The organism is Gimesia panareensis, assembly GCF_007748155.1.
In the GTDB taxonomy this organism is placed as follows: Bacteria; Planctomycetota; Planctomycetia; order Planctomycetales; family Planctomycetaceae; genus Gimesia; species Gimesia panareensis.
The window spans coordinates 5,226,632-5,248,993 of the sequence record NZ_CP037421.1 but is presented as its reverse complement, the minus strand read 5'-3'; the positions used below and the strand labels follow the sequence as shown (position 1 = coordinate 5,248,993).

Genomic DNA, 22,362 nt, shown 5'->3' with positions numbered 1-22,362 from the left:
CAGGTCAATCCCTCAAATTACAGGGGCGAACAAACTTCAACTGTATAAGGAGTTATGTCAAAGGGGATCTTTTGATCTGTTACTGACCACCTCTGAACCGGCACGGCAATTGCGAAGTCAGATAAGCACGTTTGTTTTCAAATGCGCTACTACTCTTCAGCAGATGCCAACTACGATGAATTGTTCTGATGGTCAAATTGGAGTCGAAAAATAGAACGCCCGTTGTTCTGTAAATGACAGATCACTTTCCAAGACCCGATTCACACACTGACATTTTTCAGTGAGCGCGCGCTCCGGCATCTGAAGATTTCCCATGTGAGATTTGACTCACTCAAGTTCTAAATTCAAGGACCGAACACAATGTTACCAGGATATTTGATTGACATGGATGGTGTGATTTATCGGGGAACTGACCTGATTCAGGGAGCAGCTGAATTCATCAGTGAGCTCAAGAAACGTGACCTGCCATTTATCTTTCTGACCAATAACAGCCAGCGTACCCGCCGCGACGTCGTCACCAAACTCGGACGGATGGGAATTACCGTTGGTGAAGAGCATATCTTTACCTGTGCCATGGCCACCGCAAGGTTTCTGGCCCAGAGTAAACCCAATGGAACCGCCTTCGTGATCGGCGAAGGGGGACTCTTACACGCCCTGCATCGCAATGGATATTCCATCGTCGACCACGATCCGGACTACGTTGTGGTCGGTGAAGGCCGTATGGTCAATTTCGAAATGATCGAAGCCGCAGTCCGTATGATCGAAAACGGGGCGAAACTGATCGCCACCAACATGGATCCCAACTGCCCGACTCAGAATGGTCTGCGTCCCGGCTGTGGAGCCACTGTCGCCATGCTGGAAGCGGCCACCAAGAAAAAGGCCTTCAGTGTCGGCAAGCCAAGTCCGGTCATGATGCGGAGTGCCCGCCAGGAACTGGGGATCTCCTCCGCCCAGACCACCATGATCGGCGACACCATGGAGACCGACATCCTGGGAGGCGTCGAGATGGGCTACCGCTCCGTCCTGGTGCTCTCCGGCGGAACCGCGCTGTCGGACCTGAGCCAGTACGCCTATCAGCCCGATCTGGTCGTCGACAGTATTGCTGATCTGAACAAAGAAGAATTCTTCCAGCTGGATAATCACCGCTTTCCCCGGCGGGAACGGATTCTGGCCTGATTTTTCGACTGTCCAACCGGGTTTTGCCGTCAAACATGGGAAAAATCGCCCTGTTTGACGGAGACCCGCCGATGAGCGCATTGAGGTATTTCTGACGGTTCGCTACAATTCCTGAAAATTGTCCGCAAACAGGCGGTTTTCCCCTATTTTCAGGAATTGATACTGGCATCTCTTATCTGCCTTCTCCGCGTATTCCAGAGAGAAGGACAGCAGGAATACTTGAATGGCACGTCTGACTCAGGCCGATTTATCAGATCTCAACGAGTCGTTTGAAGAACGCACTCCCCTGGAGCTGATTCATTGGGCGCAGGAAATGTTTGGCACACGACTGGCAGCGTTATCATCGATGCAGCGTGCAGGGTGTGTGGTCGCGCATATGCTGAGTCAGTTGGAATCCGATATTCCGATTCTGTTCGTCGATACGGGCGTTCTGTTTCAGGAGACTCTGGAGACCCGGGATCGGATCATCAACGAGTATAACCTGAATATCGTCACCCTGATGCCTGAAAAAACGATGCAGGAACAAACCGAGGAACTGGGCGTCCTCTACCTGTCGGTCGAAGGCCAGGAAAAGTGCTGCGACATGCGGAAGACTCAGCCGCTGATGCAGGTCGCTGATCAGTATGACGCCCTGATCGGAAGTCTGCGCCGCGCCGACGGAGGCCAGCGGGCCAATGTACCGATCCTGGCAATCGACCCGGCCATGAACTGCCTGCGGGTGAATATCCTGGCCAGCCTCTCCAAGGAAGAATTTCAGGCATACCTCAAGGACAACCAGGTGATTACCAACCCGCTGCATCAGCAGGGCTATCCCACGATCGGCTGTAATCGCTGCACCACGCCCGTGATGGAAAGTGAGCCGAACCGCGCCGGTCGCTGGCGTCACCTGGGCCCCTGGTCGCAGTACTGCGGGATCAATCCAACCGACGTCACCGGGAAGCACGCTCCGTCCATCGATCTGCCCCAGGATCTGGTCGATCGTATTCTGGGACGCGAAACCGACTTCATGATCTGATCATTTGCCGGGAGGCTGTTGCGTCAGTTCCAGGTGCAGTTTGGTCGTGGAACTGGCCCACGCCGGGATAAAGCCGTCCGCTTCGCTTTTCTGGAAGAACGTTTTACGGCTGACACTGCTGTCACTGTACCCCAGCGTGAAGACGCTCGTGAATCCGTTATTCTGAATGCGGATCATTTCCCGCTCTCTGGCTTCGATCCAGTCGCCGGAATGTGCGAAGGCAGACTCCCAGAGCAGGCCGTCCGGGTTTCCGGGATGCCGGTGTTCCAGGTCGAGCCCCAGCACGACGATCTGGGCTGTCTCTCCCACGATGACCGATCTGCCAATCAGGTTCAGGCCGCGATTCTGCATGATGAACTTTTTTGGGGCGACTCGCTTGATGTCACGGATCAGATGAATCATGGCGGCCACACTTTTGGCGCGACGCGGAATAGACCATTCCGGCCGGTTGAGATACAGGTCGGCAGTGTCGACCGTATCCAGGAAGTGCGCCGGGCATGGCGCAGTGATTGAAGGTGAAAGTCCTTTATGGGACCTATCGGAGGTAACCATGAGCGAAAAGCAGTTGCACGAACCGACAACAGTGGCCGAGGTTACGGGTGGCGGTTTTGCCGTGAGGTCGTGTGAGATGGAAGCTTGTAGCGAACCGCAGCACCGAACGAAAGTGAATCTCCAAGCAGGCCTTCCGGTCTGGGCCAACGGGCTTCCATCCGTGACGCCCAATATCCGATCGTGGTCGGGGGGTAGTGGAGGCGGGAGCGGCGGGACATCACTGTGTCTTACCCCGGGAGATCTCGAACGATCCAGGCAATGCGTCGAAAGACCAACTGACCTGGTAGGCATGGGCGGAGGAAACAACCCCAAGCCGATGTCGATCGAGAAGTCGGATCATCTCGTAGTAGTGACGAAGCCGGGTAATGCTGGTGGAGCGAAGGGGATGACAAGTTGAAAAGTTCTGAATCACGTCAACTGAGATTCGTGTTTGCCGACAACTCGAAAGAGAGCGAGGCTGCCCCGAAAGCGGACGTATCTGCTGGACGGTCATACTTGCTGCATCAAGCGGATCACAATTTGACGAACGAAACAGACGCCCCGATAGAAGATCGCGATGCAAATCATGATCGTCTGTTGGAACGGGTGGCCTCGCTGTCGAATTTGGCACGAGCGCTACTATTTGTGGCACGTAACAAAGGTGCTGCCGGAGTCGATGGTGTATCGACCGAAGAAGTCGTGGAGGCAGCTCCCGATCTTCTGCCAGAGATTCGCCACGCTCTGATTTCGGGAACGTACATGCCAGGCGATATCCGTCGTGTTTGGATTCCCAAGCCTGGCGGAGGTGAGCGTGGACTGGGCATTCCCAATGTCATTGATCGGCTCGTTCAACAGGCGGTCTTGCTTCAGCTCGAACCGATCTTTGAACCAACCTTTCATGATAGCAGTCACGGGTTCCGCCGTTATCGCGGAGCCCAAACCGCCATTGCCGAAGCTAAAGGCTACTTCAATAAAGGATACGGCATTACAGTCGATATCGACTTGTCGAAGTTCTTTGATCGCGTCCACCATCAACGGCTACTCGGACGAATATCCCAGCGTGTCGAGGATGGTCGCGTGCTGAAGTTGGTTCATCGGATGCTCAAGGCAAAGGTGGTGATGCCAGATGGAACATGCGTGGTCAGCGAAGAAGGCACTCCGCAAGGGGGGCCACTTTCGCCGCTTCTGTCGAACATCGTTCTCGATGAACTCGACTGGGAGCTTACCCGTCGCGGCTTGAAATTTGTTCGATACGCAGATGATTTTAGCGTATTCGTGCGGACTAAACGGGCGGGAGATCGCGTAATGGCATCGGTGCAGCAATTCATCGAACGAAAACTTCGACTCGTGATCAACGAGGAAAAGAGTTCGGTGAGCGCCCCTTTTGATTTAACCTTCCTCGGTTTCCGGTTGCGGAAGGATTCAAAAGGGATAATGATGATTCTGATCTCGAATCGTACTGCCCGACGGATGAGCGTCCGAATCCGCGAGTTAACTCCTCGCAATTGGGGCGGCTCTTTCGACGCGTGCGTCGCTCGAGTGAACCGTTATCTCAACGGTTGGATCGGCTATTTTCGTTTATGTACTGGTGTAGGTTCGTTTTCGGGTTTCGACGCCCACATCCGTCGTCGGTTGCGGGCGATCTTAGTTCGCCAAAAGAAACGTCCTCGTCATCTGTTTCGTCACTTGTTACGTCGCGGCATTTCCCAGGGGCTGGCCTGGAAATCGGCCTACCGAATCCGTGGTCACTGGAAGCGTAGTGCAAGCTTCGGCATTCACAAAGCGTATGGAAACGCCTGGTTCGCTGAACGCCTGGTAAATCTGCAAATCCGCTGGCACGAGTTTCACCCCAAGGGGGCCAAGAAGCAACTCGAGTTGTTTTGAGGTAATCAGCTTGAAGAGCCGGATGTGGGCCCACAAGTCCGGTTCTGTGAGAGGCTCGGGGGAGAAATCCCCCGAGCCTACTCGACCAGGCCGTCAATCTTCCGGGCATACATTCGCTTGATCCGCTTCATCAGAAAACCGCGCCACTCGCCATAACTGACGTCGATGTGCGAGGACTGGAACCTCGGGTTTCTGTCAAATGCGATTTCGCTGAAGGGATGGCTGTGGGGGGACTGCTTGAGGTACTTCTCAAAGTTCTCTTTTTCCAGGTGGCCCAGTTCTCCAATACTCAGGTAGGCAATCACTTTCGCCTGCCGCTGATGGGCCGCTTTGATGATTTCGGCTAACTGGGGCGGCTTGAGTCCCCGTAGTTCAATCACGATCACCTGGCCCGGGCGAATCTGCTCCCGCAACGATTTCAATACCTGGGGGTCACTGCCATAGTACAGCTGATAGCTGGTCGGAACAAAGGCGGGCTTGTCGGCACTCTCGGCTCTGCCGGTCACCGTAAACAGGATGAGCAGCAGGAGGCATAGGTCAGGTCGGAAGCACCGTTTCATCGATTTGATTCCTGGGACAGGGGTTTGAGTTTACCCGGGCGCATCTGTTATCCTGAACGGGTTACTCCTATGCTATGAATCTGATCCGTTAGATGCAAAGAGAAAACCGCTCATGAATCAAAACTCATTCGCAGCCCGGACGTTGGAATACTCTGGAATCGTTGTTCTGCTCTGCTTGATCGGGGCCATGTTCACCGACTCTCTGCAGGCCGCGGACACGCCTCCGAACATTGTGATGATTGTCAGCGATGACCAGGGGTACAACGATCTGAAAAGTTTCGGCAGCCAGGAGATCATCGCGCCCAATCTGGAGCGGCTGGCGAAAGAGGGAGTCAAACTGACCAATTTTTATGTCACCTGGCCGGCCTGCACGCCCAGCCGAGGGAGCCTGCTCACCGGACGCTACCCGCAGCGGAATGGTGTCTACGACATGATCCGCAACGAGGCCCCCGATTACGGCTATAAGTACAAGCCATCCGAATACGATGTCACCTTTGAACGCATCGGCGGTATGGATGTGCGGGAACAGCTCTTGCCTGCTTTATTGAAACCCGCCGGATACGTGAGTGGCATCTACGGAAAATGGGATCTGGGCGTGCATCGTCGCTTTCTCCCGCTGGCGCGGGGCTTCGATGACTTTTACGGCTTCACCAACACCGGCATCGATTACTTCACGCATGAACGCTACGGCGTGCCTTCGATGTTCCGTAACAATCAACCCACCACAGCAGACAAAGGCACCTATTGCACCTATCTGTTCCAGCGGGAGGCGGTGCGGTTCCTGAAAGAGAATCACGAAAAACCGTTCTTCCTCTACCTCCCGTTTAATGCACCGCACAGTGCCTCGAACCTCGATCCCCGGATTCGTGGCGTCGCCCAGGCACCGGAGAAGTACAAGAACATGTATCCCCAGCTGAAGGATACGTTCGACACAAAGAAAAAGACCGGTCGTTATGAATTTCGGGAAACTCCCCAAGGCCCCGTCATTAAGCAGAAACCATCGCCCGACCGACGCCGACTCGAATATCTGGCTTCGATCACCTGCATGGACGACGCCATCGGCGAAGTCCTGGAGCTGCTGGATGAATACAAAATCGCCGATAATACGATCGTGGTCTTCTTTTCAGATAACGGAGGTGGCGGTGGAGCAGACAACAGCCCGTTAAAAGGCAAGAAGGGGATGATGTTCGAAGGGGGTATCCGCGTACCCTGCCTGATCCGCTATCCGAACAAGATCCAGCCGGGAACGGTCAACGATGGTCTGCTGACCTCGCTGGAACTGGTTCCGACCTTTCTCAAAGCAGCAGGGATTTCCCAACCAAACGAAGTCGTTTTCGACGGCTATGACATGCTGCCCACCCTGATGGGGAAAGCGAACTCCCCTCGAACAGAAATGTACTGGCAGCGACGAGCCGATAAAGCGGCCCGGGTCGGGAACTGGAAATGGGTCGAATCGGAGAAGGGGAACGGGCTGTTTGATCTTTCTAAAGACATCGGCGAAAAGCACGACCTGTCCCGGTCCCATCCCGAAAAGCTCAAACAGATGCAGGCGCATTTCGCGAACTGGAAAAAAGAGATGGCAGAGGCAGAGCCCCGCGGCCCGTTTCGCGATTATTAAAGATACGGTCTCTATTTCGTCAGCAGATTCGGTTTCTGTTCGGGCAGCGTGACAACCTCATCCAGGGGAAGTCCCTGCTTGACCAGTTCCAGGCCGCAGATCAGTGGCTGTCCACTCTGAGAAGTGAAATCCAGTTGGAGCGACTTGTCCAGCGCGACGCCGGTCAGTTCTCGTACCAGAATGCGTTGTCGCGATCCGGTTTCCTGGATGAGGTCGAGATCTCGAATTACAGGCTGCCCGTTGAGCTGAACTGAGAAGACCCGTTTTCCAGGGGCCTTGAATTCCGGCTCCCGGAAGTAGAGCCGGACTGTGTACTCGCCCGGCTGCAGATCGTTCACTCTGATTTGTTCCACCCCCGTAATCCCGGAAGCACCCACCCAGGGCCAGCCCTGTCCACCCTCGATCCAGAGGGAGTGTTCGTAAAACGGTTTGACGCTGGCGGGCTGAATGTCGAGATTCAGACCCGGAGAAGGACCACCGACACTGGGGGTATCCAGCCACAGCGTGCCCCGGTCGGTCATCCGGTCGCCGGGGGCGCCGAAGTTCAGACCGACCCGCCGAATGTCCTGAGTCTGGCCTTTGCCCCAGACCATCCATTGTTCATGTGTTTGGGGGAGGGAGATCAGGGACAGCCCGACGGGGAGCGGATAACTGCAGGTGCAGCCCTGAAAGTAATAGGGCACGTTGAGCAGGCCATTTGCGGGAACAATGCTGTTCGTGCAGCCCGAGCGAGGACCGCTGATGTGAATCGTGCCGCTTTCTACGCGTTTGTCGTAAAACGCAGCCGTCCCGGAACGCATCGTGTAGACGTAGCTGTAATCGACGCCCCCGTCACAGCCGTAACTTTTGGGGAAGGCCCGCGGTTCCGTTTTGCCGTTGAGTGGATTGGTCCGTTCTCCGATGACCGGGGGCGGGGGACTCCAGTCGTTTGTCTGGTACGGCGGACGGTACTGGCTGGGTTGTTTCTGTTCCTGGTTGAGTGTGGGTAACTCAGTCGTCAGTTGTTCCGCCTGTGTGGCATTCAGTTTTCGTCCCGTGTAGACATCAGAAAACTGGGGATTCAACAGTTTATAAGGCGGGCGGATTCCGGCCGGGTAACCCTGCCAGTATTTCGAATGGGAAATCATCACGCCGTCGACGAACAGCGGCTGCGGGGCTCGTTTGAAATTGCCCACGCTGTCGTCATACCACAACACGCCGACCGGCGCTTTGACCAGTTCGTCGGGACTGGACCAGCCCCCTGTATAATTTGACGAGCCGGGAATCGCGCCCACTTTTTCAAATACCGAGTATCCATCCACACGCGAGATTTTCACCTGGGAGAGCGACTTGAACTCGGCAGCCAGCTTGTGATGATCCGTCTCGGAGCATTTCACCAGTAATCGGCCGCCATAGGGCCTGAGTGACGGATAGAGCTGTCGCACCTGCTCTGCATAAGATTTCATGCCGGAAAAAACGGGTTCGGCTGTGATAATCGTCTGCGCAAAGTAAGCGGGGAATGTATATTGATCGAGAGGACCGGGGAGAAAAGCCAGTTTAGAACTGGAATGCCCCCGCTCGTGAAATAACTGCTGCAGCTGTTTGAGTTGGCCGGGGTCATTGATGAGAGAAATGATCTGCAGGTTTGGTTGAGTGAGTAAGGTGTTGAGCAGTCGGGCATCGGGGACGCCTGCGAGGAAGGCATAGCCGCCGGCCTGCAGTGTGTCGGCAAACATCGCTGGTAACGGAGCTATAGAAGTTTGACCGGCTGACTTCGTTTTCTCTGTCAGTAGAGGAGACTCATACGTGACCGGTGTCGTTTCTTCCGGACCCAGGCAATAAATGCTGCCGTCTTCTGTGACGACGAACAGGCGATCCGCGGCGGCGACCAGCGAGTGAATGATGCCCGGGACACCGGGGAGACCCGTTTTGTAAGTCCACTTTTTGTTGGCGGTCTGGATCTGCTGTCGGATGCCCCGTTTGCCGTCCGGTCCATAATTCTGTCCGTTCTCGTGTCGTGCGGAATTCACGTCCCGGTCAAACTGCAGTTCCGGCTGAGCGGGTTTGGTCTGGGGAAGCTTCGTCTCGCCCCGTCGGGCCGCTTTGCCCGCTGCCGCGAACCAGCCCCCCGGAGTACGCCCCGGCTTGGGGAGTTCGAATTTGATGAGTTCGCCCGTCCGTTTATTGATCCGGGCCGGAAACGCGGTTCCACAGGGGACAATCAGTTCCTCTCCCGCGATGACCAGGTAGCCCTGCGGGGTGATCCCGCCAAAGGCTTCTGCCGCGTGCGGATGCTGACCGTAAATGAAGCCCAGCCGATCGTTGACCCATTTCACGACGCCCGTTTCAGGATCCAGGGCATAGATGAAGACACCTTCAAAAGGCCAGACACCGGCGGCGAAGTAGAGCGTGTCGTCTTCGATCACCGGGCCGCCCCGCACCGGCCAGACCGAGATCAGCCGGCGGTTGCCCAGAATAAGCCGCTGCGAAGGGACCGCCTGGTATTTCCAGCGGAGTGCGCCCGTCTCAGCCGAAACCGCATAGACGCAACCGTCATCCGAACCAAAGATCACCAGGTCCTGCCAGGCAACTGGTGCCATGCGGACAGGGCCGCTGGTTGTGAATCGCCAGAGCTCTTTGCCGGTTTTCACATCCAGGGCGGTGACGGAATCGGTCTGGGAGGAACCATAAAACAGCCGCTGGCCCTTAACGATCGGCTCGTAGCCCGCGTCGAACTGGAGACGCTCGTTTTTGAAAGCAGGCTCGAGTGCAGGCAGTTTGTGAACCCATTGCACGAATAGATTCTCGGGCAGCGCCTGTTCGGTCTGGGCCGAGCGCTGGGGATCGTGTCGCCACATGGGCCAGTCTGCGGCAGAAGCCGACTGAGTTGCAACACAGATCAGCATGAGAAAGGGAGCCAGAACGTGCGAACGAAATGGGAACATGGATTCAAACCTTTTTCAGGTTGGGGAAAGCAGATCGCAGGGAGGCAGTTGCATGACACAGTATCAAGCTACCATGTCACACAGCGAGGTTCAACTCTCGGATGAATCCTGCTCCGCAGGTTCTGTTTCAGGTGACGCGGGTTGCGCCACCTGACGACCGGCCCAGACCGCAGCGGCACTGCAGAGCGTCAGTTCCAGCAGCCAGAAGAGCAAGGGCCAGGGAGCATCCAGTCTGGCGACCGGGGAGAGGCGATGTTCGAGATACGAGGAAATTTTCAGCAGGCGTTGCTCTTTGTCCTGACGTTCTTTTTTAGCGGCCTGAAACTGTTTGAGCACCTGGTCGTACTCTTTGCGCGCCTGGGGATCCTCCGGCGGTTCTCCTTTGGCAAACATGCGGTCGATGACCAGGGCGGTCTGGTCCAGTTTGAACTGCCGCTGGGTTGCCTCCTGGTACCGTTGATGAGACAGATAGAGCACCAGGCACTGGCCGGAAATGGTCAGCAGCACGATGACGCTCAGCAGACTGCGGGTGACAGTCAGGCCCGACTTCACCGCCAGCGTGGCCAACATCCCCCCGGCAATCAGGCCATAGACGACAGCGTAGACCAGCAGGAGTTTGAGCCGCTCAGGCAGATGGACTGCCAACAGCGAAAGTGCCGTCATCAGGACCAGGCTGATCAGCAGCCAGGAGAGGAAGCCCGTTGTGGACCCCTGCGGTTCAGATTGTGCTTCTGAAGTTGGATCCGGCATGAGTTCATTTCAATTCTGAGGGACTGTTCCCAGGCCACAGGCGGCCTGAACCCGATCCAGGACCTCTTTGCCTTTTTCTCTGGCTTTCCGGGCACCCTCTGCGAGAATGTCGTGGACGGTATCCGGATCGGCGGCCAGTTGTTCGCGACGCTCCCGGGCTTCGCCAAAATATTCCAGGGCCGCTTCGTGGACCGCCTGTTTGGCTTCGCCGTAACCCATGCCGCCGGCACGGTAGCGGTCAGCCAGTGCTGCCTGTTGGGCCTCATCTGCAAAGAGCTGGTACAGGGCGAAGACGGCACAGTTGTCGGGATCTTTGGGATCTTCCAGGGCAGCCGAGTCCGTTTTGATCGACATGACTTTTTTACGCTGCTTCTTGGGCGTCTCGAAGATTTCGATCACGTTTCCGTAACTCTTGGACATCTTCTCCCCATCCGTGCCCGGCACCTTGGCTGACGTATCCAGCGTGCGGGAGTTGGGCTGGATCAGGGTTTCGCCGAACAGCATGTTGAAACGCTGTGCGAGATCGCGGGTGACCTCAATATGCTGGACCTGGTCCTGTCCGACGGGAACCAGGTCGCTGTCATACAGCAGGATGTCCGCCGCCATCAGCACCGGGTAGGTAAACAACCCCGCATCGGCAGCAATCCCCTTCGCTTTTTTGTCCTTATACGCGTGACATTTTTCCAGCAGACTCATTTGCGTAATCGTCATCAGAATCCAGGTCAGGCTGGTGACTTCGGGAATGTCCGACTGGCGGAAGAGAGTCGCCTGTTTGGGATCCAGACCCAGGGCCAGCAGGTCCAGTGCGGCGTCGATTGTGTTCTGTTTCAGCTGTTCAGCGTCGCGGATCGTAGTCAGGGCGTGCAGGTCGGCGATGAAATAAAAAGCCTGTTCGTTATCCTGCAGGTCGATGTATTGTTTGATGGCCCCGAAATAATTCCCCCAATGGAAGCGGCCCGTGGGTTGAATTCCCGATAACACTCGCATGAGTTATTTCTCTTTATCGCTCTAAAATTCGGTTGTTGATGAACAGGGGATTGTCTGTGAGACCGTTCTTCTGTCAGGGATACACCAGCGTGCCCACCAGTTCGCTGACCTGCGAACATTTTTCGGCGATCACCGTCTGCTCCAGCTCGTCTACCAGTTGTGTTGCCAGGCCCGGATTGTAAAAGTTGGCGGTTCCGATCTGAACGGCTGAGGCACCCGCCACAATAAACTCCATGACGTCGTCGATGCTGGAGATACCACCCACGCCAATGATGGGAATCTCCACGGCCCGTGCCACCTGGCAGACGACGCGTAGTGCAACCGGTTTGATCGCAGGTCCGCTCAAGCCCCCGAAGACACCGCCCAGAATCGGTTTCCGACGTCGCCAGTCGATGGCGGTTCCCTGAACCGTGTTGATCAGTGAAACCGCGTCGGCCCCTCCGGCTTTCGCGGCCTGGGCGATCTCAACCACACTGGTGACGTTGGGAGTCAGCTTGGCGATCACGGGCAACTGACAGCTCTCCGTGACCTGCTTGAGCATCTGTTCGGTCATTTCGGGCTGGGTGCCATAATCGACTCCACCACTTACGTTGGGACAGGAAATATTCAGCTCCAGCGCGGTGATCTGCTCCGGGTAGGCGTCCAGTCTCTGGGCCATCTGTGCCATTTCGTCAATCGTGCGTCCTGCGATGTTGACGATCAGTGCGGTGTCCAGCGATGACAGGTAGTCGAGATGTTTCTCCAGGAACAGGTCAATGCCGTCGTTGTCCAGTCCAATCGAGTTGAGCAGACCGGCACTGGTTTCAATCGTGCGGGGCGGGGGATTGCCGATCCGTGGCTCAGTCGTGATGGTTTTGGGGATGATCCCCCCCAGCCGGGAGAAGTCCAGGAAGGGTTGCATTTCACGGGCGTAGCCAAATGTTCCCGAGGCCACCAGGATCGGGTTTTTGAGCTGCAGACGGTTCAGGGTAACTGATAGCAGATCCGTTTTAGTCGGGGCGTTCATCGAATCAATGTCCGGAGCAGCCAGGGGGCTGCATGATCATTCTGGGGCCTGGTTGATTTTAAGTGTGCGTTGCTAGAGGACATGACTGGAAGTCGGCTCTGAACCATTGCACTGGAGGCAGGGATCGATAGGAATCCTCTGCGTCACATCTTAGCGTTCCCGACGGAAGAGAGCCAGTTAGAGCGGCGGGTAAAAAGAGATCTGGGAAAAGCGAAACAGCTGCCGAAAACGAATTTACGGCAGCTGAGTTTATTTTATGTTGCGTCAATGATTTCACGGGGCCGACTGTGGGCGAACAATCGGAAATCTTCCCCGGAGAATGCGTTAAATGACACCACCATGTGTTCGGTATGGCGTGGCCACATCAGGCATATCCAGTCCCCAGATGCGTTCCCAGATCTTGGGAATATGCCGCATACTTTCTGACTGGAAAATTAATTCACGAGCACGATCATCTCGCGAAGATGAGTAGATGGGAACCACACATCCGACCTGAGTGAGCGATACTGCAATTAACATGCTGGCCAATAGGAACTTACGCATTTTTTTCTCCATGATATGGTCGTGCCATATTTGCTGGTATTGATCCCAGGCAACGATCCCTTAATTCAATCCATTGAAATCAAGGCATCAAACCGATATCGAAGGGGTTAAAGTGCTGAAATGTAATCGAGAGGAGGTGGAGAGATATGATTATAAATACCGCTTTTAATCTCCTCTAGATCGATTTATCGACAACCGGATCAGGAGACTTTGGTAAAAAATGCGGATTATTCCAATTATTTTGGGAATCTGGTTGCTGCGGGTCCGGAATACGGAATAACCGTTCATCTGCTGCAGGGTGTGATCGTGATCGGGGCATGAAAAAACCGGTCTGTAGATGTACCATCAATACAGACCGGCTATGAAGAAGCTCATACCAGTTCTTTCCACATTAAAGTCTTTAAGAAAAAGGCTTAAGGTGTATGCTGAGTGCCCGACGGGTAGGAATTGTTATAGCCTCCTACTGGTGGGGCCCCTGGTGTCGTACCGGGACTGGGTGGTGCCGACGTTGGTGGAGTCTGTTGCGGCGGTGTGGAAGCCGCAGGTGGACTGCTCACCGGTGGTTGCGAGGCAGCCGCTTTCAGCTTGGCTGCTTCTTCCTCCAGGTCGCGTACACGTTTTTCCATTTCCTTACCAGGCTTGAATGTAACGACGTATTTCTCCTCCACGTCGACGCGTTCGCCTGTTCTTGGATTTCTGGCTTTACGGGCCGCCCGCTTTTTGACTTCGAAAACGCCAAAATTGCGGAGTTCGATTCGTTTGTCGGTTACCAGAGTATCGACAATCGCATCAAACGTTTTTTGCACAATCTCTTTTGTCTTGAGTTGTGTCAGACCAATCTCTTCCGAAATCACTTTGACAATCTCTTTTTTCGTCACGACTGGGTTCTCCCAATTTTGAGAAGCCGTCGGACAGCTACGCCCTTCCGCTGGGCACTCGAGAGCCGTCTCAACTGTAATGGGTTACACGACTTAGTGTCACAATAGATTATTTCCCACAATTGAACAGTAAGTCAAGACCGATCTTCCATTGCAGGGGACTATCGACTGGTTCTTGGACAGGGAAACACTGTTCAACTGTCAGAGAGCAGCTGAGCATTTCTGTGCAAAGTGCGTCGGTTTTGATGTGGTGAGGAGCGTCTAAGTGTTGAAATAGAAATGAGATAGAGATCGGGTCGGGGATGAGAATCAGGGAGGAAGCGATAATTCGTAATCTCGTTATAGTCCCTATATCCAGACTGTCAGATTTTTTGACAATCTTGGAAGTAAATTGAAAAAAAACACGCTCTCAGAGGGACAAGAGGCGTTTTGGGCGTTCCAACCTCTTACTCAATCTCTACTTATTGAACGGTCAAAAATCGGAAAAGTTTGCTGTCAACCGTGTAGCGTCGCACCGTTTTTTAAAACGTACGATCGCCTTTTCTTTGTTGGGGAATGTCACTGTCAGCAAGAGAATCGGCATCCAGTCTTATCGATCTCCTCAACACAAAAAACAACATTCACAAGTCAGTCTGTGCCGCACGTTTCTGAATTTCTTCCAGACTGATGAAGGCACCTTTACCTGCGCCGGGGCAGTCAGGAGAAAGTGCTTCCCAACTCTCTTTACTTTTCAGATTCGAATTCCAGAAAGGCCAGGTACGACATTGTGTCGGTCGCGCTTCATAAATCGTGCAGCCTCTTTTTTCGGGATCAAAAAAAGTGCAATCACCGTTCGCATATTCAGTTAAGGATCGTCGACCTGCATAGAGCCGCGTATGCATTAACAGAACTTCGCCTGTCGTTTTTCCTGTTAACTCAGCGATGGCCTCGATTTCGGAATCATCGACCCAGACCACTCCCGGCGCGCCCGTGCAACAGTTTCCACATTGTGTACAGGTAAAATTCAGGCCGTCACGGTACCATGGTTCCTGTTCAGAATTCTGATCACTCATTGATTCGGATCGCTTCGCAGTAGGGAGAGTTGTTAAACTGTTGGTTTCTGTTTTCTTTGTAAGTTACTTGAGCTGAGATGTCAAACTCGAACCCGGAATTGAAGGTCGGCGGAATCGTGCTCTGTGGGGGGGCCAGTGCGCGGATGAATTATCCCAAGGCTTTATTGCCCCTCGGCGATGAAGTGATGCTGCAACGGGTTGTGCGAATTGTCAGTTCCTGTGCGCATCCGGTTGCGGTCATTGCCTCCCCGGAACAGGAGCTCCCTCCCCTTGCATCGGATGTACAGACGGCCTTTGATCGGGAACCCCTGTCAGGCCCGCTGGCGGCGATTGGCCAGGGGCTGGAACTCTTACAGGGAAACTGTGATGCCGTGCTCGTCTCGGGGTGCGACACGCCCTTGATTCAGGAAGCGGTCCTCCGCAGGCTTCTGACCATTCTGGACACACACCAGCTGGCGATGGTCCGGGAAGGGGACCGGTTGCATCCCCTGGCGGCCGTGTATCGGATCTCGCTCATCGAACCGATCCAGCAGATGTTGTCCCAGGGAAAACGACGCCTGATGGATTTGGTCGAACAGGTGGATGCCATTTTTCTGGACACCGGGGAACTGCAGACAATTGATCCAGGATTGCGGAGTTTGAGAAATATCAATACGCGTGCGCAGTATCTGGAACTGCTGAGCGAACTTGACCTGAGGGATGCGACCAGTCTTCCGTTTGCAGACGAACTGTCTGACTGACCTGTTCAGCGTGAAGGCATGAGTCCCATGCGGGCCTGATTGACGGCGTTCTGCCAGCGGTAGACATCCTCCGGAGTCAGTTTATACACATTGATCGAGTAGCCCAGCCGCGCCGTGGGTTCAAAGAAACGGAAATAGCCCAGCGCGTCAGTACCCAGGTTATGACGGCTGCCATCCATTTTGCGAATGGAATAGGGACGCCCCTGCAGCAGGCTGGCGCTGATGGCGTAGGTTCCCGGTTCGGGATGCAATTCCGGGGGCACCCGATACGCTGTTCCCAGTGTGGAGGGGGGAATGGTTCCGAAATAGGCCAGTCCCGGATTGTCGACCGGATGTTCTTCGAGATACGCTTTGAGGCGATACAGATCCTGGCCCCAGTCGATATTGGAGTCGATCAGGTGGAAGCTGCCATTCTCCGGGCCTCCCGAGAGCTCATTGAAATAGGCGAGATGATCCGGGGCAAAGCGGAGTGAGAAAGGGAGGCTGAGAACAGCGACGATGACTGCGACTGTCAGGACTTTGTGCTGTTCCCGGTCGATCAGTTCCGCCAGGGGGGCGATCAATAGAAACAGAAACGGCATTACAGGCAGAATGTAGCGCAGCCCCAGTTGATTATTGGACAAGCTGGCAATGCCGACCAGCAGCAGGACCGGCGTCAGCAGCACTCCCAGCAGACGTAGAGACAGGAACGTCGTGCGTCGCTGTTTGATCCACTGGAATGCAGCGAGGATCAGCAGCAGTTGCATTCCGTGGGGGAGTTTGTAAATCAGGGTGTAAACGTAATAGCTGCGAAACCCGGTGAGCCGCCATTCCATATCGAGATAGGTGGGGTGAGACTGCTGCATGATATAACGCTGCAGGTCAAAGCCGAGCAGGTAATCCCGCGGCAACGGCAGGGGGAGACTCTGCAGCAGGGAAGGCAGCTGGTTCAGGAGTTTTAACTCGGAACTGTGGAACTGATAATCGCGGATGGGCTGGAAGCTCCCCTGAAACAGATAGCCGGCATTCAACACCAGGCAGCTCACCAGGAACAGTGCCCCCCAGCGTGCCAGGATCGTTTTCCTCGCGGTCTCGGATTTGATGTCCGGGTTCTTGATCCGCAGCAGGAACCACTCGAGTATCAGGATCGGCACCAGCAGGATGGCCGTGTATTTGGTGATCTGTGCCAGTCCCAGAACCGCGCCGGTGATCAGGGCCCATTTCCAGGAATCCTGCAGCGCGAATTTCCAGCCACAGTAAACGGTTGCCAGGAAGAAGCCAGCGATCGCCAGATCCTGCGTACCCAGTGCCGCATTCGCGAGGATATTCGGGCTCATGGTCCAGAGGAAAACCGCCAGGCAGGCCGCAGGAGCTCCGAACAGTTCCCGGGCCCAGATCGCCAGCAGCAGGCCGGAGGCCGTCGCCAGGATGAGAATCATCACGCGACCGAGGACGTAGTAGTGGTGGTCCAGTTCCGGATTGGCTTTGAGAAAGGCATCGCCGTAATCTGCAGGGTCGGATGAATGTTCGGGGTTGCCCGTCCGGGCAGACGTGAAGAGCAGGGGGAGAGCAGACCAGCTGCGAATCAGTGGCGGGTTGAGACGATCGTAATCGAAGCGCCCCGTTTTCCAGCCGAGGAGGCCGACGGGCAGGTGCCAGTACTCATCATGCGTGACACTCAACTTTTGCGCCGAATACAGGCCGAGGCAGAATTGAAACAGCAGAAGAATACTGATGACCAGCCAGAATCCTCTGGGGTTCTGAATGCGCTGTGTCAGTGAAGTCATGACCGCTCAGGCTTAAACAGGAATTAATTCAACACTTACGACAGGTTCGATGATAGCCGGAGCCGTAATCTTTCGGAAGTGATGCACCGTCAAACTGAAAAACAGAGCAGGGGAGAGCATTGAGTGAGAAAACAGGGCCACCTGAATCCCTAGTCCAGAAATGGCTAACCCTCCAGCCAAATCAGACGGGCGTCATCACTCAGGCTGGAGGGTAACCTTGATTTCCATGTCTCCGGAAAAGCGGTTCTTGTTTCCAGCTTCTCAAACAGAGACTCATGGCAGGCAGCTCCTGAAATCGCAATGTTTATGCCAAACAGTCTGAATTGTCGGAATTTTTTTTGAGAGTCGTTTTTTAACGGGATTGGCGAAGAATTTTGCAAGTGATCGTTGAAAGACGGGCTTTGGTTTGAATCCGTAATGTCGGTTGGTTCGACAGGCCTGTCGGTCAGGTGGACGTTGGCACGTATGAACTGGAATCAGTGCTGCTTCAGCCAGTCAGCCACTTCGATATTCAGATCCCGCATCAGGATCTGCTGCTCCGGGATGGGCTGGTAGAAGTGCAGTTCGGCGATTTCGTATTCGCTCAGGTTCAGATGCTGGCGCGCGACGTTCAGAATCTGGTTGGCCATTTTCTGGATCCGGGCGTCATTCTGATTAGGATCAAAGGGGACCGCCAGTGTCACCCGCAGGGTGGGCGGATTGTCCGCTTTTCCTTTGAGTCGCCCCCCTTCGACCCGGGGGCGGGATTGGGGAAATTCCCGCGCCAGGGCATTCTGCGTCTCAGCGAAGGGGTAGGTATTGATCGCCTGAAAAACATACAACGATCCTGACATCACCAGCCCGAAGATCAACAGGCTGATCACAATGGTTCTGCCTTTGGTGCGACGGGGCGATGGTTCAGGATCGTTTGTGGTCATTGCTGACTCAATGTGATTTCAGGAGACGCTCAGTTTTCCAGACGGCCGACAGCTTTGTTGATCGCCTGCAGATACGCTTTCGCACTGGATTCGATGATATCGGTGCTGACACTGCGACCGGTAAACATCTCGCCATTGATGCGGACTTCCACGCGGACTTCCCCCTGGGCGTCCTTACCACTGGAGACACTGCCGACATGATACTGTTCCAGCACAGCCGACATGCCGGTAATACGTTCCAGGGCACGGAAGACAGCATCAACGGGACCGTCGCCCGTCGCGGCATCACAGTGGATTTTGCCGTCTTCGTCTGCGAGTTCGATCGTCGCAGTGGCAATCGTGCCTGTGCCGGCGGAGGTGTGAAAACGGGCGATGGTCCATTTTTCCGGTGCGTCGGAGACCTGGTTTTCAATCAGGGCCACGATATCGGAATCGTAGATTTCTTTCTTCTTGTCGGCGAGTGCGATGAACTCGTTGAAGATGCGTTCGAAAGTGGCGTCATCGAGTGAATGCCCCAGCGACTGGACGCGATCGCGGAAGGCGTGACGGCCGCTGTGCTTCCCGAGCACCAGGTTCGTACCCACGTAGCCTACGTCTTCCGGATGCATGATTTCGTAGGTGGTCCGTTCCTGCAAAACACCATGCTGGTGAATGCCGGCTTCATGGGCGAATGCATTTTTGCCTACGATCGCTTTGTTCCGCTGAACGGTCATGCCGGTCACGGTGGAGACGAGGTGACTGATCGGGTAGAGGCGTTTGGTGTTGATATTGGTGTGGACGCCGTAGTAATCAGCGCGGGTTTTCAGGGCCATCACCACTTCTTCGAGGGCACAGTTACCGGCCCGCTCTCCCAGGCCGTTGACCGTGCATTCGATCTGGCGGGCGCCGGCCTCGACTGCGGCCAGGCTGTTGGCGACCGCGAGTCCGAGGTCATTGTGGCAGTGCGTGCTGATGATTGCTTGATCGATGTTGGAGACATTCTTTTTCAGCGTCGTAATGACATCGTGGAAATGAGCCGGTGTGGCGTAGCCGACGGTGTCGGGGATGTTGACGGTGGTCGCCCCGGCTTCGATAGCTTTCTCGACGACTTCACAGAGGAAATCTTTCTCAGTACGGGCCGCATCTTCGGGAGAGAATTCGATATCGGGACAGTAGTCACGGGCTCGCTTGACCATTTCGACCGCGGTTTCGACGATCTGTTCCTTGTTCATTTTGAGCTTGTGTTCGCGGTGGATCGAACTGGTGGCCAGGAACACATGGATGCGGGCGTTCTGGGCCTCTTTCAATGCTTCCCAGGCCCGGTCAATGTCTTCCTTGCGACAGCGGGCCAGGCCGCAGATCGTGGTCTGGTCACCAAATTGAGTGGCGATCTTACGGACGGCGTCGAAGTCACCGGGGGAAGCGATGGGAAAACCAGCTTCAATAATGTCGACGCCCAGTTCGACCAGCTCTTTCGCCACTTTCAACTTTTCGGCGGTTGTCATGCTGCAACCGGGGGACTGTTCACCGTCTCTCAAGGTGGTGTCAAAGATTTTTACTGTGTCGTTGGACATTGGTTTTCTCCATGAATCGGTTTACGCCCGGTGAGGGGCGCTGATGAGAGACCAGAATAGTACCAGTGGGGCAAATAAAAAACCCTGAGGCCGATCTGGTCTCAGGGTTTCGCTGTTTTTGATTAACAATCGTACAAAGAACCTAAGACCTGGCTGGTAGCAGCAGGCTTCGTAGCAGGTTCAGGTTTAGCAGATTGTGATTTCGCATTTGTCGAAAATACTCTTAATTTCAGATATCTGACAGGCTTAGACTGTGTCCAGTTTTACTGTAGCGTCTCCAAGCCCATTTGGACCGAGTATATTACATTGAGAAACGCTATGTTTAAATGCGACGCGCTCTAGCGCCTGTCTCTGCAGATAATCTACCCGCGCGGTTACACAGGGTCAACCCGATCCGGATTGATTTTGTTAAAATGAATGACAGCCTGACCGCGGGAAGGTTCATGTTTTAACAGAAGATTCTCGCAGAATTATTTGGCTGCCAGTCCTGCTTTTTCCTGCAGGGCTTCTTTGCCCATCCGATGGCAGAAATCGCCAAAGGCTTCGCCGGGCTGGCGCTCTTCCTTGAAGTACTCCAGAACCGGGGACAGCCGGCTGGTGACTTCCGTCAGGGGCACCAGATCGTCATAGATGAAGGCAAGCCGGTTACCCAGCGAGTTTCCACCCAGGTAAACCGTGTATTTGCCAACCGCTTTGCCAACCAGTCCGATATCCGGCACATAGGGGCGGGCACAGCCATTCGGGCAGCCTGTCATGTTGACGGAGATCTTTTCGTCCTGCAGACCCAGGCGGGTCAGCTCCTCTTCGAATTCGGTGATCAGGTCAGGCAGGACCCGCTCTGATTCGGTAATCGAGAGGCCACACATGGGAAGAGCAGGGCAGGCCATCGAAAAGCGACGGATGATGGACAGTTCGTCAGCCCGTTTCATGCCATGGTCGGCCAGAATCTGTTCGATTCCCTCTTTGTCTGCCGGGTCGATATCACAGAAGATGATGCTCTGCTTCGCCGTGATGCGTGAATCCAGCCTGTAGGTATTCAGCAGTTTTCGCAGGCCGGTCTTGATCTGCAGGTCGCCTGCGTCTTTGATACGTCCGTTTTCGATGTTCACACCGAGGAACAGCTTGCCGTCCCCCTGCTCGTGCCAGCCCATGTGATCTTCCACACCGGTGACTTCGATGTCACGGGGAGCGGCGATTTCGGAACCAAAGTATTCAGCAACTTTTTCGCGGAACTTCTCGATGCCCCATTCATTGACCAGGTACTTCATCCGAGCCTGTTTCCGGTCTTCCCGGTTGCCGAAGTCGCGTTGTACTTTGACGACCGCTTCGGCGACCGCCAGAACCTGATCGTTGGGGACATAACCCAGCGGCTTACCCAGGGCGGGATACGTTGTCTTTTTACTGGGAGTGACTCCCATGCCGCCACCAACGTAGAAGTTGTAGCCGATGATTTCGTCGTTTTCGACAATGCCCAGCAGGCCGATATCCTGCGTGTAGATGTCGACGCAGTTATCTTCTGGCAGTGCGATGCCGATTTTGAACTTACGGGGCAGATAGGTTTTGCCGTAGATCGGTTCTTCGACTGGCTGGAATTCGGCTTCGTTGGTTTGATTGCCCTCTTCATCGGTGATCCAGAGGTCGAAGTAAGCTGTGGTCTGGGGACGCAGGTGTTCTGCGATGGCATAAGCCATATCCTGCATGGAGTCGAACACCGCGTTGTTTTTGTAAGGAGCAGGGCAGGCCATGACGTTCCGGTTCACGTCGCCACAGGCAGCCAGCGTGGTCAGTTTGGTTTCGTTGATTCCCTTAATGGCGGCACGCAGATTGCCTTTAATGACGCCGTGCAGCTGGAATCCCTGGCGTGTGGTCAGACGGACGGTGCCGTCGCCGTACTTGTCGCACAGATCCAGTTCGGCCAGAAACTGGTCTGCGGTCACTTTTCCACCCGGAACGCGGGTCCGGATCATGCAGCTGTACGCTTTTCCCTTGGGAGTCCCGTCAGGATTTTTCGCTTTTCTCAGGTCGCGATCATCCTGCTGGTAGGTGCCGTGATGCTTCAGTAATTGCTGCGAATCGCCGGAAAACTCGTTGCTGTCATTGAGCAGTTCATCACCAATCGTTCCGCGCAGCTGATGGCTGCCTTCTTTGAGAAATTCGAGCTTGGAAAGCTTGGGGCCTTCGGGGGATGTCATATTGATCAATCCTGATTGATGTAATCGAGGAGCCATCCCAAAATCGGTCTTCACAGGAAGCGACTCAGAATGGCTGGGTAGGTTTCAGTTGAGTCTTAATTGGAAATCTTCGGCTGTTGGGGTACGATCAGTAGAGGAAATGACGAACTCAGTTCGATTTACGAAATGAACCCGCTTTGAACTCACGGTCTTTTGATGAGCCGACTGTCTATATGTACCCCGGGAAAATCACTCTATGTAAGAGTATAAACGCTTTGGATTATCTTGAAT

At 54.8% G+C, this 22,362-nt stretch carries 17 protein-coding genes; 5 read left to right on the top strand and 12 right to left on the bottom strand.

The genetic code is table 11. The features are described from left to right. The first annotated feature begins 360 nt into the window (after positions 1-360). Together Enr10x_RS19540 and Enr10x_RS19535 are read left to right on the top strand one after the other, a co-directional pair. Positions 361-1,176: an HAD-IIA family hydrolase gene (locus Enr10x_RS19540; protein WP_232093058.1), complete on the top strand. Its 816-nt coding sequence runs from the start codon at positions 361-363 to the stop codon at positions 1,174-1,176. A 223-nt stretch (positions 1,177-1,399) separates the two neighbouring features. Then, on the top strand, positions 1,400-2,191 hold the full coding sequence (locus Enr10x_RS19535) for a phosphoadenylyl-sulfate reductase (RefSeq protein WP_145111680.1): 792 nt from the start codon (positions 1,400-1,402) through the stop codon (positions 2,189-2,191). Here Enr10x_RS19535 and Enr10x_RS19530 read toward each other — a convergent pair whose 3' ends face one another. Continuing rightward, on the bottom strand, positions 2,192-2,743 hold the full coding sequence (locus Enr10x_RS19530; RefSeq protein ID WP_145451068.1) for a hypothetical protein: 552 nt from the start codon (positions 2,741-2,743) through the stop codon (positions 2,192-2,194). A gap of 393 nt (positions 2,744-3,136) precedes the next feature. Between Enr10x_RS19530 and ltrA the strand changes: the two genes are divergently transcribed. After that, the gene (ltrA, locus tag Enr10x_RS19525; protein ID WP_145447813.1) at positions 3,137-4,606 is read left to right on the top strand and encodes a group II intron reverse transcriptase/maturase; all 1,470 of its coding nucleotides are present in this window, start codon (positions 3,137-3,139) and stop codon (positions 4,604-4,606) included. A gap of 77 nt (positions 4,607-4,683) precedes the next feature. On the opposite strand, the gene Enr10x_RS19520 is transcribed toward ltrA, so the two are convergent. Then, positions 4,684-5,166 (bottom strand): hypothetical protein, encoded by a 483-nt coding sequence (locus Enr10x_RS19520; protein ID WP_145451067.1) that lies wholly within the window; start codon positions 5,164-5,166, stop codon positions 4,684-4,686. 112 nt (positions 5,167-5,278) lie between these two features. On the opposite strand from Enr10x_RS19520, the gene Enr10x_RS19515 reads away from it, so the two are divergent. After that, on the top strand, positions 5,279-6,784 hold the full coding sequence (locus Enr10x_RS19515) for a sulfatase-like hydrolase/transferase (RefSeq protein WP_197994658.1): 1,506 nt from the start codon (positions 5,279-5,281) through the stop codon (positions 6,782-6,784). A gap of 11 nt (positions 6,785-6,795) precedes the next feature. Here Enr10x_RS19515 and Enr10x_RS19510 read toward each other — a convergent pair whose 3' ends face one another. From Enr10x_RS19510 to Enr10x_RS19480, 6 genes are all read right to left on the bottom strand, one after another. Next, positions 6,796-9,708, bottom strand: a complete 2,913-nt coding sequence (locus tag Enr10x_RS19510; protein WP_145451066.1) for an outer membrane protein assembly factor BamB family protein — start codon at positions 9,706-9,708, stop codon at positions 6,796-6,798. A gap of 90 nt (positions 9,709-9,798) precedes the next feature. Then, positions 9,799-10,458 (bottom strand): hypothetical protein, encoded by a 660-nt coding sequence (locus Enr10x_RS19505; RefSeq protein ID WP_145111671.1) that lies wholly within the window; start codon positions 10,456-10,458, stop codon positions 9,799-9,801. 9 nt (positions 10,459-10,467) lie between these two features. After that, entirely contained in the window at positions 10,468-11,445 is a 978-nt protein-coding gene (gene trpS, locus Enr10x_RS19500) for a tryptophan--tRNA ligase (RefSeq protein ID WP_145111668.1), read from the bottom strand. A 73-nt stretch (positions 11,446-11,518) separates the two neighbouring features. Beyond that, entirely contained in the window at positions 11,519-12,451 is a 933-nt protein-coding gene (locus Enr10x_RS19495) for a dihydroorotate dehydrogenase (RefSeq protein WP_145451065.1), read from the bottom strand. A 956-nt stretch (positions 12,452-13,407) separates the two neighbouring features. Then, entirely contained in the window at positions 13,408-13,872 is a 465-nt protein-coding gene (locus tag Enr10x_RS19485; protein WP_145111659.1) for an HU family DNA-binding protein, read from the bottom strand. 620 nt (positions 13,873-14,492) lie between these two features. Beyond that, positions 14,493-14,924 carry a YkgJ family cysteine cluster protein gene (locus Enr10x_RS19480; RefSeq protein ID WP_145111656.1) on the bottom strand — a complete coding sequence of 144 codons (432 nt, stop codon included), beginning with the start codon at positions 14,922-14,924 and terminating at the stop codon, positions 14,493-14,495. A 77-nt stretch (positions 14,925-15,001) separates the two neighbouring features. On the opposite strand from Enr10x_RS19480, the gene mobA reads away from it, so the two are divergent. Next, positions 15,002-15,664: a molybdenum cofactor guanylyltransferase gene (gene mobA, locus Enr10x_RS19475; RefSeq protein ID WP_145451064.1), complete on the top strand. Its 663-nt coding sequence runs from the start codon at positions 15,002-15,004 to the stop codon at positions 15,662-15,664. A gap of 5 nt (positions 15,665-15,669) precedes the next feature. Here the strand turns inward: mobA and Enr10x_RS19470 are convergent, their stop codons facing one another. From Enr10x_RS19470 to Enr10x_RS19455, 4 genes are all read right to left on the bottom strand, one after another. Then, on the bottom strand, positions 15,670-17,430 hold the full coding sequence (locus Enr10x_RS19470; protein WP_145451063.1) for an ArnT family glycosyltransferase: 1,761 nt from the start codon (positions 17,428-17,430) through the stop codon (positions 15,670-15,672). 476 nt (positions 17,431-17,906) lie between these two features. Beyond that, a complete protein-coding gene (locus Enr10x_RS19465; protein ID WP_145111651.1) occupies positions 17,907-18,347 on the bottom strand; it encodes a hypothetical protein in 441 nt (146 codons plus the stop codon). A gap of 29 nt (positions 18,348-18,376) precedes the next feature. Further along, on the bottom strand, positions 18,377-19,900 hold the full coding sequence (locus Enr10x_RS19460; RefSeq protein ID WP_145451062.1) for a 2-isopropylmalate synthase: 1,524 nt from the start codon (positions 19,898-19,900) through the stop codon (positions 18,377-18,379). A 470-nt stretch (positions 19,901-20,370) separates the two neighbouring features. Continuing rightward, positions 20,371-22,092: an NADPH-dependent assimilatory sulfite reductase hemoprotein subunit gene (locus Enr10x_RS19455; protein WP_145451061.1), complete on the bottom strand. Its 1,722-nt coding sequence runs from the start codon at positions 22,090-22,092 to the stop codon at positions 20,371-20,373. Positions 22,093-22,362 lie beyond the last annotated feature (270 nt).